Annotated in this window: 11 protein-coding genes; 7 read left to right on the forward strand and 4 right to left on the reverse strand. The window is 43.4% G+C overall.

Translation table 11 applies throughout. From position 1 onward, the window contains the following. Window positions 1-113 precede the first annotated feature (113 nt). The gene (locus tag RMX98_RS21225) at window positions 114-1,001 is read right to left on the reverse strand and encodes a phosphatidate cytidylyltransferase (RefSeq protein WP_322677569.1); all 888 of its coding nucleotides are present in this window, start codon (window positions 999-1,001) and stop codon (window positions 114-116) included. A gap of 129 nt (window positions 1,002-1,130) precedes the next feature. Then, complete coding sequence (gene cbiT, locus RMX98_RS21230; RefSeq protein ID WP_322677565.1) at window positions 1,131-1,733, reverse strand: precorrin-6Y C5,15-methyltransferase subunit CbiT; 603 nt, start codon at window positions 1,731-1,733, stop codon at window positions 1,131-1,133. 94 nt (window positions 1,734-1,827) lie between these two features. Here cbiT and RMX98_RS21235 point away from each other — a divergent pair, with 94 nt between their 5' ends. The 3 genes from RMX98_RS21235 to tatA all read left to right on the forward strand — a co-directional run bounded on the left by RMX98_RS21235 (window position 1,828) and on the right by tatA (window position 4,869). After that, window positions 1,828-3,228, forward strand: a complete 1,401-nt coding sequence (locus RMX98_RS21235; protein ID WP_322677564.1) for a serine/threonine-protein kinase — start codon at window positions 1,828-1,830, stop codon at window positions 3,226-3,228. 211 nt (window positions 3,229-3,439) lie between these two features. Beyond that, window positions 3,440-4,522 carry a site-specific DNA-methyltransferase gene (locus RMX98_RS21240; protein WP_322677563.1) on the forward strand — a complete coding sequence of 361 codons (1,083 nt, stop codon included), beginning with the start codon at window positions 3,440-3,442 and terminating at the stop codon, window positions 4,520-4,522. 173 nt (window positions 4,523-4,695) lie between these two features. Further along, a complete protein-coding gene (gene tatA / locus RMX98_RS21245) occupies window positions 4,696-4,869 on the forward strand; it encodes a twin-arginine translocase TatA/TatE family subunit (RefSeq protein ID WP_322677568.1) in 174 nt (57 codons plus the stop codon). A gap of 36 nt (window positions 4,870-4,905) precedes the next feature. Here the strand turns inward: tatA and cphA are convergent, their stop codons facing one another. Both cphA and RMX98_RS21255 read right to left on the reverse strand, forming a co-directional pair. Further along, complete coding sequence (gene cphA / locus RMX98_RS21250) at window positions 4,906-7,611, reverse strand: cyanophycin synthetase (protein WP_322677567.1); 2,706 nt, start codon at window positions 7,609-7,611, stop codon at window positions 4,906-4,908. Window positions 7,612-7,785: 174 nt separating this feature from the next. Continuing rightward, entirely contained in the window at window positions 7,786-8,649 is an 864-nt protein-coding gene (locus RMX98_RS21255; protein ID WP_322677562.1) for a cyanophycinase, read from the reverse strand. Window positions 8,650-9,188: 539 nt separating this feature from the next. On the opposite strand from RMX98_RS21255, the gene trmD reads away from it, so the two are divergent. From trmD to larB, 4 genes are all read left to right on the forward strand, one after another. After that, window positions 9,189-9,917 (forward strand): tRNA (guanosine(37)-N1)-methyltransferase TrmD, encoded by a 729-nt coding sequence (gene trmD / locus RMX98_RS21260; protein WP_322677561.1) that lies wholly within the window; start codon window positions 9,189-9,191, stop codon window positions 9,915-9,917. Window positions 9,918-9,962: 45 nt separating this feature from the next. After that, window positions 9,963-10,448: a 2-C-methyl-D-erythritol 2,4-cyclodiphosphate synthase gene (gene ispF / locus RMX98_RS21265; RefSeq protein ID WP_322677560.1), complete on the forward strand. Its 486-nt coding sequence runs from the start codon at window positions 9,963-9,965 to the stop codon at window positions 10,446-10,448. 61 nt (window positions 10,449-10,509) lie between these two features. Continuing rightward, on the forward strand, window positions 10,510-12,291 hold the full coding sequence (locus RMX98_RS21270) for an ABC transporter substrate-binding protein (protein ID WP_322677559.1): 1,782 nt from the start codon (window positions 10,510-10,512) through the stop codon (window positions 12,289-12,291). A 94-nt stretch (window positions 12,292-12,385) separates the two neighbouring features. After that, window positions 12,386-13,174 (forward strand): nickel pincer cofactor biosynthesis protein LarB, encoded by a 789-nt coding sequence (larB, locus tag RMX98_RS21275; protein ID WP_322677558.1) that lies wholly within the window; start codon window positions 12,386-12,388, stop codon window positions 13,172-13,174. The last annotated feature ends 124 nt before the right edge of the window (window positions 13,175-13,298 follow it).

The raw sequence follows: 13,298 nt of genomic DNA on the forward strand, positions 1-13,298 counted from the left end.
AAATTCTCTCTTTACTCCCCCTGCTCCCCCTGCTCCCCCTGCTCCCCCTGCTTCAAAAAGCGATGATCTCACATTTTTGCGTTGCTCCCCCCAATGCCCAATCCCCAACTCACCTATCTGCTAACTAGTGGTAATAGCAATGTCACAAAATAATAAACTAAAGGAGCAGTGAAAATATAACTATCGGTACGGTCTAAAATACCACCGTGACCGGGGATTAACTGTCCAGAATCTTTAACTCCAGCATCTCGCTTGAGCATAGATTCTGTAAGATCCCCTAAAAGACTAGCAATGCCGATCAGCAAACCCAATGCTAAACCAGTGAAGAGGGATCTCGGCAAATCTAGATAATAGGCTCCTGCTATGGCTACAGCAACACTTGAAGTAATTCCAAAGACAGCACCTTCTACAGTTTTTTTCGGGCTAATCTCAGACAGACGAGTTTTTCCAAAGAATTTGCCAATAGTGTAAGCGCCGATATCCGCAGCCCAAATACACAAAAAAGTCAGCAGTGTTGCTGTAAAACCTTGAGCTAAAGAAGCGGAATTTGCCTTTTCCCAGAAATCTGTCCAGGTTGTGGGCCAGTAACCTCCGAAAGGGAGATTGCTAAAAGCAGCACTATCAATTGCTCGTAACCGCACCCAGTAACTTGGTAAATAACCGACATAAAACAGCCCCATAATAGAAGCGGAAACATCAGCGATCGTGGCAAATTTGGGCTGAAACAGCAGGTAAAAACAAATAAGTGTGCCAGCAAGTGGCATCACAGCGTCAGCTAAACTACCATCAAGGGTACAAATCACCAGCAAGACTTGGCTGACAGCCATAGTGGTTTTAGCAGCAGGAGCGATGCCTCTGGCTCGTACCAAATTAAAATATTCCTGTTGACCCAAAAAGATGATAACTGCAAAGATGATGGTAAAGTACCAACCCCCCAAAAGGGTTGCAGAAAGAGCAAGAGCGATCGCAACAATTCCACTAATAATCCGAGACCAAGGCATAGAAGTATTGGGTACTGGGTATTGGGTGCTGGGTATTGGGTATTGGGTATTGGGTATTAGGATAAACTTTTTCCCAGTCGCTAGTCCCCAGTCCCTAGTCGCTAGTCCCCAATCCCCAGTCCCCATTCCCTAATCCAGTTTCTCACCACTAAGGATAAAAATGGGATCAACGGCGGTAAAGGTTTGAGAAAAGCCACGCGTCTCTAAGCGGTTAACCGCAGACTGGACGACTTCGATATTTCTAGCCCTTAACAGGGAAAAGCTCTGAGAAATAGCATACAGACTTTCTAGATTAGCAGCTGTGGCTACAACCCGACCGGATGGTGGCAAATAATGCCAAGCTGCTTGTAATATTTCCTGGATCGGGCGTCCTCCCTCAATACAAATGCGGTGAGGGGCAAGTTTAAGGTTATGTAAACACTCTGGGGCGCTACCTTCAATTACTTCGACGTTTTTCACATCAAAGCGATCGCAGTTACGCTTGATCAGATTAGCTACTTCTTCATCCCTTTCTATAGCGATAATCTGTCCGCCTGGACACAATAGCCCCACCTCTACCGGAATTGTACCCGTCCCTGCGCCAATATCCCACAACACAGAATCTGATTTTAGCCGCAGTTGGGCAATCAATAGCAGGCGGACTTCTCGCTGACTCAGGGGAATTCCTGGCAAATGCTCAAATAATTCATCGGGAATACCAGGGGTAATATAAGGCCAAAGTTGGGAGGGCATAGAACTACGCAATTATACTAAAGATATGGATTTGCCAAATTGAAAAGCTATAAGCTCTAAAAACTTTTCAACCGTAGCATTAGAAGAAAACATAATGATTGGCGAAATATTAGGCGAACGCTATGAAATTCAGCAGCTATTAGGAAAAAAAGCAGGGCGGCGGACGCTATTAGCCCGTGATTTGCAAACTCAGGAATTAGTCGTCATCAAGTTACTTTCTTTTAGTAGTGACTTTGAGTGGGATTCACTCAAGTTATTTGAGCGAGAAGCTGAAACTTTAAAAAACCTAGCACATCCCTCAATTCCTGGCTATTTAAACTATTTTGAGGTAAACTTACCAACCATCAAAGGATTTGCTCTCGTACAAACTTATATCCCTGCACAAACTTTAGAACAATACTTACAATCTGGGCGGACTTTTACAGAAACTGAAATTAAAGAGATAGCTAAAGCACTTTTAAAGATTCTCGTTTACCTACATGAGCTACATCCGCCTCTAATTCACCGTGATATTAAGCCTAGCAATATTTTATTAGGGGAGCGTTCTGGTAATAGTGTTGGTCAAGTTTATTTGGTAGATTTTGGCTCAGTTCAGACTATCCTCGCCACAGAAATCGGCACAAGAACTGTGGTAGGAACTTATGGCTATATGCCACCAGAGCAATTTGGCGGACGCACTGTTGCAGCATCAGACCTTTATAGTTTAGGCGCAACTTTAATTTATTTAATGACGGGTGATCACCCAGCCGATTTACCGCAAAAGGATTTTCGCATTCAATTTGAACAAGCGGCTAATGTGAGTCCCAGCTTTAGCAAGTGGCTAAAGTGGATGATTGAACCCAGTTTAGAAGGGCGTTTTAGTTCTGCGGCTGTTGCGATCGCAGCCTTAGAAAAATCACAAGCGACATTACCTGCTTTAATTGGCAGCAAACCAGACGGGAGTAAGATTCAACTAACTAAAAATTGGGATTCTCTAGAGATTATCGTTCCACCATCTGGTTTTGATCCATCAATAGTATTCACAGGTTTATTTGCGATCGTCTGGAATTCATTTATTCTCTTTTGGACAATTGGCGCACTTTCAGCACCTTTTCCTGTCAACATCCCCTTTGCGTTGTTTTCACTTCCATTTTGGGGTGCTGGCTTGATGATGGTGTATAAATTTTTCTTTCATTTTTTTGGACGCATCTGCTTACGCCTGAATCGCGAACAAATTTCCCTAACTTGGGAGTTGTTTGCTTGGAAATTTTATCGTCCCCGTGCATCGCCAAGACAAAGTATTAATAAATTAGTTTACATTCCCAAACATTTTACGAAAGATTCTGAAGGTACGAGAATTGCCGTTCCCGCACAATTGGATATTTGGGTAGGAGTAAAAAAATATCAACTTGGTGGTAGTGATGGTGCAATCAAATCTGAAGCGGAATTAGAATGGCTAGCTCAGGAATTGAGCGATTGGTTAGGTTTGCCAATTACCAATCCAATTAAAAATTAGTTGCGTTAATGATTGCTTTGTTCAAAGTGTCCAGTTCTGTCTCGACCATACTTGGTATAAAAAACAAGCACTGCCATAAATGTAGATACTTGGTATATTGCTCTATTCATCCAGCAAATTGATCAAAAAAAATAGCTAAGAGTTGGAAAACTTATGCTTTTATGGATAATACTGTCTTTATATACTGTACAAATGTACTAACAAAGCTTAGATGAGACTTAATTGTAACCCTTACTACGAAACAAAATTTGGTGCTGCTTATTTGGGAAACAGCCTAGAATTAATGGCTGGTATTCTCGACGAAAGTATCGATTTAATTTGTACCTCTCCACCATTTGCATTAGTTCGTAAAAAAGAATATGGAAACGTTGATGCTGACGAATATGTTGAATGGTTTAAAGATTATGCGACACACTTTTACCGTATTCTTAAACCAACAGGCTCATTAGTTATTGATATTGGTGGCAGTTGGATTAAAGGGATGCCAGTTCGTTCTCTTTATCATTTTGAACTGGTTGTTTCTTTATGCAAAGCAAAAGAAAAAGGCGGACTTGGATTTTATTTGGCACAAGAATTGTATTGGTATAACCCAGCAAAACTACCTACCCCTGCCGAATGGGTAACAGTTCGCAGAGAAAGAGTTAAAGATTCAGTAAATACAATTTGGTGGCTGTCAAAAGAACCACATCCTAAAGCTAATAATAGAAGGGTTTTAAAGCCTTATAGTAATGCGATGAAAAACCTTTTAAATAATGGATATAAACCTAAAATTAGACCATCAGGACATGATATTTCCGATAAATTTGGGAAGGACAGGGGAGGAGCAATTCCCCCAAATATTATTGATGGACGTTGTAGTACAGAGAAAGAAGAAATAGGGCAACCGACTCTTATAAAAGAAACTTTATTTGAAGATTTAGTCCAGCCCGTAAATTTAATTTCTGTCTCGAATACAGCTTCCAACGATTATTATCAAAGGCGTTGCAAACAAGAATATTTTAAGCCACATCCAGCCAGATTTCCTCAAGCTTTACCAGAGTTTGTCATTAACCTTTGTACAGAACCAGGTGATATTGTTTTAGAACCTTTTGCTGGTTCTAATATGACAGGTCGAGTTGCAGAAACTTTACAAAGACGCTGGTTGGCTTTTGAGATTGATGAAAATTATATCAAAAGCTCAAAACTGAGATTTGAAGAAAATGCTCCTTTGCTTGTGGAACCTCCACCAGATTTACCATCAATCGCAATAGAAAATGCTGATCAGAACCAGTCAGTACAGTTAGGACTGTTTTAAAAGAGATATTTATTTAGCGATATCAGTATTGCTATATGTAACAATACTTAACAATATTAGGTTTATTTATACCTTGTTTCTGCAAGGGGGTTGAGCGCTGATCGATGGCGAACTCATCGTATTTGAGCCATCAATGTCTATATTTAATTACAGATGCCTTAGAGGAAATTTATATGTTTGGACTGGGATGGCCAGAAATAGCTGTAATTAGCATAGTCGCTGTTCTAATTTTTGGGCCAAAAAAAATTCCCGAATTGGGAACCGCACTAGGCAAAACCCTACGAGGTTTTAAGGAGGAGATGAAAACTCCCAGTGAGGAAACCAATCAGGAAGAAGAAAAACAATAATAAAAATACAGGAGTCAGCGCACTGACTCCTCTTGACTACAGTAAGGTATTAACAACAGAAGAAGGTGTAATCCCATTTTGGGAATCGATGACAGTTGTGCCGGGATTTTGTTGGTGTGTCTCTTCCTTCGCTAAACCACGCAGCTTGATTAACTTAATTGCGCGAGTAACGCTTTCTGGCAAAATGACCACCAGACTGTTATCAGGAGCCATGTCTAAGCCTTTATTGATCGCTTGGGTTTCATCCAAAATTGATTCATAGCGGCTATCAGGCTTAACTTCGCTGATGCCTTGAATAATCAATTCAGCAGCTGATCCCCGTGGTCGTCCCCGTGTATCATCGTCTTCTTTGATGATGATGTAATCAAAAATTTGTGCTGCTAATTTGCCCAAAGTAACAAAGTCTTCGTCGCGGCGATCGCCTGGCCCGCCAATTACGCCAATCCGTTGTCCTGTAGTCCAGTTCCGCACAAAGGAACCTACAGCTTCGTAACTAGCGGCGTTGTGGGCATAGTCCACCAAAGCGTGGTAGTTGCCTAAATTAAATAAATTCATTCGTCCCGGTGTTTGACTAACTGAGGCCCGGAAGGTCTTCAAACCAGCACGAATCTGTTCAATTGTGACGTTTTGCACAAACGCTGCCAAACTTGCTGCTAAAGCGTTGGCAATCATAAACGGCGCACGTCCGCCCATTGTTAAAGGTATATTTTCGGCTCTTTCTATACGGTGTGTCCAATCACCTTTAACAATTGACAAATAGCCATTTTCATATACTGCCGCTACTCCACCCTTTTGGATGTGCTTCCGCACTAATTCCGAGTCGGGGTTCATGGTGAAGTAGGCAATATTAGCCTTAGTTTTTTCTGACATAGCGGCGACGCGGCGATCGTCGGCGTTAAGTACCGCGTAGCCATCCGGGAATACGGCTTCTGCTACAACGCTTTTCAGGTTAGCTAACTGCTCAATGGTATCTATATCACCTATTCCTAAGTGGTCAGAGGCTACATTCAATACCACCCCCACATTTGCGGCTTCAAAGCCCAATCCAGAGCGGAGAATGCCACCGCGAGCTGTTTCCAGTACTGCTACTTCTACTGTGGGATCTTGGAGGATGAGGTGGGCACTTTGAGGGCCTGTATTATCACCAGATTCTACTAAGTAATCACCGATATATGTTCCATCGGTGGTAGTATAACCTACTACTTTTCCAGTCTGTTTATAAATATGTGCTAGCAGTCGGGTAGTGGTGGTTTTGCCATTAGTACCCGTAATGCTGAGGATGGGGATTTGGCTAGATTGCTCGTTAGGAAACAGCATATCCATGACTGCGCCAGCGACATTACGGGGAATGCCGACACTTGGGGCAACGTGCATCCGAAAGCCGGGAGCGGCGTTAACTTCGACAATCACGCCATCTACTTCCCGCAAAGGACGGCTAATATCTGTGGTGACGATATCGAGTCCGGCGATATCTAAACCGATAATTTTGACTACTCGTTGTGCTAACCAAAGATTTTCTGGGTGAATTTCATCGGTACGGTCAACGGCACTACCACCTGTACTCAAGTTTGCTGTTGCTCTGAGATAACAAATAGTACCTTTGGGTGGCACGCTATTTAGGGTGTAACCTTGCCTTTCTAGCAACTGGTAGCTGGTGCGGTCTAGTTCAATTTTGGTTAAGACGTTATCATGTCCTTCACCACGATTTGGGTCAAGGTTGGTTTCTTCGATTAGTTCAGAGATGGTGGATCTGCCGTTGCCAATGACATGAGCCGGGACACGTTCGGCTACTGCTACTACTTTCCCATTTACCACCAGTACCCTGTGGTCGCGCCCAACGTAATATCTTTCGACAATGATTGATCGGGAAACTTGTCTGGCAGCTTCGTATCCAGCTTCAGCTTCTTCCCAAGTTCTGATATCAATGGTGATCCCACGTCCATGATTGCCATCTAGTGGCTTGATGACGATGGGATAGCCACCAACAAATTCAATGGCTTGTTCTAAATCGTCTAAGAAGTTGATTACTGTACCTCTGGGTACTGGCGCACCAGCAGCAGCAAGGATGCGTTTAGTGGCTTCTTTATCGCAAGCTAGTTCTACACCCAAAATGCTGGTGTTGTCCGTCATTGTGGCCTGCATCCGCTTCTGGTTCACGCCGTAGCCTAGCTGAATCAAGAAGCGGGCTTCCAGCGACATCCAGGGAATACCTCTTTTTTCTGCTTCTTTAACGATCGCTTCCGTAGAAGGCCCTAAGGAAGCATCACGCATAAAGTCTTTCAGGTCTTGGATATCTTGCTCTAGTTCTGCCTTAGGATAACGGCCTCGATCAACAATACTCTGGCACAGCCGTACTGCGGCTCGTCCAGCGTAGCGTCCCGCTTCCTCATTCTGGTATTCGATTACTACTTGGTAAATTCCGGGTGTGGCAGTTTCGCGGGTGCGACCAAAGCCGACATGCATACCAGCTAATTCTTGAAGTTCTAAGGCTACGTGTTCCACTATGTGGCCAATCATTGTGCCTTCTTTGACTCGCATTAGAAAACCACCGCGACAGCCAGGCGAACAATAGTGGCCCTCCAGACTTGGCAGCGCCTCAACTAATCCTTCATAAAAGCCAGGGATTTCATTCGAGGGCGTCTCGCCAAGGTTTTCTAAATCGAGGCGCATGACGATCAGTTTGTGGCGTCGAATGCTCCAATAGTTTGGGCCGCGTAATGTCTGGATCTTGAGGATTCTCATGGGAATAGGTAGATGGAGATTCGGAACCAAAATTCTAGTTTCTTACTGGAATTGACCGCTAAACTGTTCGTTAAAAACAGTTTTTTCTTTTTACATGGTATTCTTATCATTTTTGTACGGTAAGAAATAATAAATGTGCGGCCAACTCAGTGTAACCTCAGATACTCTATCCCGTCAGCTGGAGATTCGGTGTACAGCAGGCAATACAGTCCGCTGGTACAAGTGGAAGCGATCGCCTAAGCTGAGGATATGAAGACGTAAATTATGTACGGTTAAGGGTTCATTAGCACCGACATGGGGTTCGTTGGTGTGGGTCAACTCAGTGGGATCGACAATGGTAACACTGCCTTTACCCATAACTTGTAGCCAACCATCACGTTCAAACACAGCACAAGTATCTTCGTCAATGCCAATACCTAAGCGATCCGGATGAGCTGAGATCGCACTAATCAGTCGCCCCATCCGATTACGGTTGTGAAAATGTTGGTCGACGATTACTTCGGGAATAAATCCCAAACCCGTTGCCATATCCACTAGGGAACGATTGGGCGTTTCTCCACTACCGCCGCCAGCAATCATGTGATGCCCCATCACCGCCGCTCCTGCACTGGTGCCTGCTAACGTCAGTTGCCCCGCCCTCACCCGCTGACGAATAATTTCCATTGCTGGCGTATCTGCCAATACGCCACAAAGACGCAGCTGGTCTCCTCCTGTCAAAAATACCCCACTACAGGCTTCTAAGGATGCTTTTATCTGAGAGGTTTCACACTGTTCTCGTTCGCGGATGTCTAAAATCTCTACCTTCTGGGCACCCATTTCTTCAAAAATGCGAATATACCGACCACCAATGATGGCAGGTTCGCGAGAGGCAGATGGAATAATTGTAATATAAGCCTTACTAGCACCGGCGCGTCCAAAAAAAGTTCGTAGGATTTCGCGCCCATGAACTTTATCTTCTGCACCTCCGATAACCAGAACGGCGGTTTTAGTTGCTTGGGGTGTCCTCATTTCTAGCGATTTAGCTTGTAATTGCGGCATTTTGGTTCTCCTGTCAACAACTTCAGGTGAATTTAACAAGGTTCAGTTGCCTGATGATTTTTGCGCTTTGCAACTTTTGAGAGGACACTTTTTGGAAGTTTGGAACTGGGTCAGCCACTCTCCAAATTCTCGCTTAACGCTCGCGTTGCCTCAGTCTAAACGTGTTCGTTCCCATTCCTCTCTCGCCAGCGCCTTGTTTTTCACCTGTCCACTTGCAGCAGGGCAAAATAGTCTTTAAGTAGCTATATTCCCCTTTTAAGTTTGGGGACAAGCAGTTAAGACTACGCTTTTTTCTGAGGCTGGCTCGATGCATCCTGGAAGTTGTTAACTTGATATGATTATTAATTTAAATGTAGTTGTGACAACATTTAAACATAAATTAAGTAATTAGAAAAACTTTTGATCCCATCTAAAATCCAAGAGGTCTGGTAGTTTTAGATACTATTGATAAAGTTTAACTGGAGTCGGGCTGGACTTTGGCTTGCTGGTGTTTGCTAGACATTCAAATTTAAGATTAGTGTCCTCGAATACGAATAACTGTGCGCTTTGATATAGTTACGCTTTTTCCTGACTGTTTTAACTCTGTTCTCAATTCTGGGCTGCTAGGTAAAGCCTTAGCCAAACAGATTGCCGAAGTGCATCTGGTTAACCCACGGGACTTTACCACTGACAAGCACCGAAAAGTAGATGATGAACCCTACGGCGGTGGTGTTGGAATGCTAATGAAGCCAGAACCTATTTTTACTGCTGTGGAGTCGCTGCCGATTCTACCCCGAAGAGAAGTAATTTTGATGAGTCCACAGGGTCAAACAATTAATCAACCTCTTTTGAAAGAATTGGTGACAAATTATGACCAGTTAGTAGTTATTTGCGGGCATTACGAAGGAGTGGATGAGAGGGTGCTACATTTGGTAACTCGTGAAGTATCTTTAGGGGATTTTATTCTGACTGGCGGAGAAATTCCAGCAATGGCTTTGATTAATGGTGTAGTGCGCCTAATACCCGGAACTGTAGCCAAAACGGAGTCCCTGACAGCAGAAAGTTTTGAGGAAGGGTTATTGGACTATCCTCAATATACTCGTCCTGCTAATTTTCGCGGTTTGAAAGTCCCTGATGTTTTGCTCAGTGGGAATCACGCAGCGATCGCACAGTGGCGTTACGAACAACAAATTCAAAAAACCCGCGATCGCCGCCCCGATCTCCTGGAGAAATTGCAGGAAGGGAAGCAGGGGGAGCAGGGGAGCAGGGGAGCAGGGAGAGAAGAATAATTTCTAACTCCTAACAAATGACAAATGACAAATGACAAATGACAAATGACTAAAATTCGTATTGGTAACGGCTACGATATTCACCAGTTGGTGAGCGATCGCGCTTTAATCTTAGGTGGAATTCAAATTCCTCATGAACTAGGTTTGTTGGGTCACAGTGACGCTGACGTATTAACGCACGCAATTATGGATGCCATGCTTGGCGCATTATCCTTGGGGGATATTGGTCATTATTTTCCGCCTAGCGATCCCCAATGGGCGGGAGCAGATAGTTTAGTACTATTAAATCAAGTACATAAACTGATTCGCGATCAAGGCTGGCAGGTGGGAAATATTGACTCGGTAGTAGTAGCAGAACGCCCAAAATTAAAACCGCATATTCACAACATGCGTGACAAAATAGCAAGAATTTTAGAATTAGAACCAAATCAAATCGGCATCAAAGCTACCACTAATGAAAAATTAGGCCCTGTTGGACGTGAAGAAGGTATATGTGCTTATGCTGTTGTCTTGCTAGTTGCTTCAGAGTGAATTTGTTTTAGCCTCTGATAAAGATATTGAAGACTGATTAGATGGAAACAAATTGAAAATTATGAAATTTTTTAGAAAAATATTTCTGGCAATTAAATATTTTTGGTTGCCAATAATTTTGACTTCAGCAACAGCACTTACCGTTACCGCCTGCAATCCAGCTAACTTCAAAAGTGCAGCTGCTCAAACGCCACAATTAATAAGTAGCATTCTTAGCGATCCCAAAACTTTCAACTACCCTCTGAGTCAAGAGTTTCCTAATGTTTTTCCTCTAATTTATGAGGGGTTAATCACCCAAAATCCAATAACCGCTAAAGTCGAGCCAGCATTAGCAGAATCCTGGCAAATTTCCGATGATAAATTAAAGATTGTTTTTAGCATACGCCAAGGGTTGAAATGGTCTGATGGTCAGCCACTAACAGTAGATGATGTAGTGTTTACCTACAACGATATTTACTTAAACGAGGCGATTCCTACAGATGTGAGAGACGGCTTGAGGGTTGGTGAAAGTCGGAAGTTGCCCACTGTGCGAAAATTGGATGAACGCCGGGTTGAGTTTAGCGTACCAGAACCCTTTAGACCTTTTTTACTGAGTACAGGTTCGCCAATTTTGCCCGCCCACATATTGCAAAAATCGGTAAAAACGAAAGACCAAGATGGGAAGCCGATTTTTCTGACACAATGGGGCGTTGATACTCCTCCCGACCAAATTATTGTCAACGGCCCTTACAAAATAGAGCGCTACGATACTAGTCAGCGTGTCGTCTTCCGGCGTAATCCCTACTACTGGCGCAAGGATGCTCAAGGCAATTCCCAGCCTTATATTGAACGGGTAATTTGGCAAATTGTGGAATCAACAGATACCTCGTTGCTGCAATTTCGTTCTGGCGGTTTAGATACTGTAGGAGTGTCACCAGATTACTTTTCTTTGCTAAAGGTGCAAGAAAAGCAGAGTAATTTCACAATTTATAATGGTGGGCCAACATCCGCTACATCGTTTGTTTGGTTCAATCTCAACAAAGGTAAAAGGAACGGAAAACCATTAGTCGATCCGGTTAAGTCTCGGTGGTTCAATAATGTGCAATTTCGGCAGGCTATAGCTTATGCAATTGACCGCCAAACGATGATTAATAACACTTTTCGCGGCTTAGGTGTACCACAAGATTCACCGATTTCTGTACAAAGTCCTTATTATCTTTCCCCTAAAGAAGGGTTAAAAGTTTACGATTACAATCAGCAAAAAGCTAAGGATTTACTCATACAAGCAGGATTTAAGTACAACAACAATCAATTAGTAGATGCTCAAGGAAATCGTGTCCGTTTCTCTTTGCTTACCAATGCTGGAAATAAAATCCGTGAGGCAATGGGATCGCAGATTAAACAAGACTTGAGCAAAATCGGCATTCAAGTTGATTTTACCCCGTTGGCATGGAATACTTTTACTGACAAAGTTTCTAACTCCTTGGATTGGGAAGCTTCTTTGATGGGTCTGACGGGCGGATTAGAACCAAATGATGGTGCTAATGTCTGGGCGCCTGAAGGCGGATTGCACATGTTTAATCAGAAACCCCAAGCAGGACAAAAGCCGATTCAGGATTGGGAGGTTGCTCCTTGGGAAGCCGAAATAGGGAATCTTTACATCCAAGCTGCACGAGAATTAGACGAAGCTAAAGTTAAAGCGATTTATGCCGAAACACAGCGTATTACTCAGGAAAATTTACCTTTTATTTACTTGGTTAATCCTTATTCAATGTCAGCAGTGCGTAATCGTTTTGAAGGCATTAAATTCTCTGCCCTTGGCGGTGCATTCTGGAATATTGAACAAATTAAAGTAACGGATTAGTCATTAGTCAATAGTCATTAGTTAGTAATTAGTGGTATCTAACAACTGACAACTGACAACTGACAACTGATAAGTAACAAAGGACAAATGACCAATGACAAATGACAAAACTTTGCGATCGCTCCTAGAAGCGGTTGCCAATGGTAAAGTTACGCCAGATACGGCATTAGACTCACTCAAAGATTTAACTTATGAATCTGTAGGTGAATTTGCCAAAATTGACCACCATCGCCAGCTAAGAACTGGTTTCCCAGAGGTGATTTGGGGCCCTGGGAAAACGCCCGATCAAATTGCTCAAATTATGGAAGTGATGCGTCTCCGTAATCCGGTGGTGATGGCAACTCGCATTGAACCAGCAGTTTATGCCGTACTGGAATCAAAAGTTAGCGGTTTGCGATATTACGAATCGGCGCGAATTTGTGCGATCGCTCCCCCTACCATCGAACCACAATTTGCGGGTGAAATTGGTATCCTTTCTGCTGGTACTGCCGATTTACCCGTTGCTGAAGAAGCGGCTGTCACTGCTGAACTTTCTGGTTTCCGAGTACAGCGCCTCTGGGATGTTGGTGTGGCGGGGATTCACCGCTTATTAAGTAACCGCCACGTGATTGAGTCCGCATCGGTATTAATTGTCGTGGCGGGAATGGAAGGCGCTTTACCCAGCGTTGTCGCAGGTTTAGCCAGTTGTCCCGTGATTGCTGTACCCACCAGTATCGGTTATGGCGCAAGTTTTGGCGGTTTAGCACCTTTATTGACAATGCTTAACTCTTGTGCTGCGGGAGTAGGCGTAGTAAATATCGATAATGGTTTTGGTGCAGCAGTTTTGGCGGGGCAAATTTTGCGGACTGCCGAGAAATTGCGGTTGGCATCGGCTGCATCTTGAGTTAAGACATTGAAGTTATATCTAATATTTCAGTAAATATCAGTAATTAATATGAAGAAGGGGAAAGGGGAAAGTGAAAGGGGAAAGGGAACCCCATACTTTAAAGCAGGGGTTTTAAATAAAG

The organism is Nostoc sp. DedQUE02, assembly GCF_034531035.1.
Taxonomy (GTDB): domain Bacteria; phylum Cyanobacteriota; class Cyanobacteriia; order Cyanobacteriales; family Nostocaceae; genus Nostoc.

Excerpts from the sequence above, each read along its gene's own strand:
- RMX98_RS21235 (WP_322677564.1), top strand. The coding sequence starts at position 1,828 with ATGATTGGCGAAATATTAGGCGAACGCTATGAAATTCAGCAGCTATTA.
- cphA (WP_322677567.1), bottom strand. The coding sequence starts at position 7,611 with ATGAGAATCCTCAAGATCCAGACATTACGCGGCCCAAACTATTGGAGC.
- tatA (WP_322677568.1), top strand. The coding sequence starts at position 4,696 with ATGTTTGGACTGGGATGGCCAGAAATAGCTGTAATTAGCATAGTCGCT.
- RMX98_RS21240 (WP_322677563.1), top strand. The coding sequence starts at position 3,440 with ATGAGACTTAATTGTAACCCTTACTACGAAACAAAATTTGGTGCTGCT.
- larB (WP_322677558.1), top strand. The coding sequence starts at position 12,386 with ATGACAAATGACAAAACTTTGCGATCGCTCCTAGAAGCGGTTGCCAAT.
- ispF (WP_322677560.1), top strand. The coding sequence starts at position 9,963 with ATGACTAAAATTCGTATTGGTAACGGCTACGATATTCACCAGTTGGTG.
- RMX98_RS21270 (WP_322677559.1), top strand. The coding sequence starts at position 10,510 with ATGAAATTTTTTAGAAAAATATTTCTGGCAATTAAATATTTTTGGTTG.
- RMX98_RS21225 (WP_322677569.1), bottom strand. The coding sequence starts at position 1,001 with ATGCCTTGGTCTCGGATTATTAGTGGAATTGTTGCGATCGCTCTTGCT.
- RMX98_RS21255 (WP_322677562.1), bottom strand. The coding sequence starts at position 8,649 with ATGCCGCAATTACAAGCTAAATCGCTAGAAATGAGGACACCCCAAGCA.
- cbiT (WP_322677565.1), bottom strand. The coding sequence starts at position 1,733 with ATGCCCTCCCAACTTTGGCCTTATATTACCCCTGGTATTCCCGATGAA.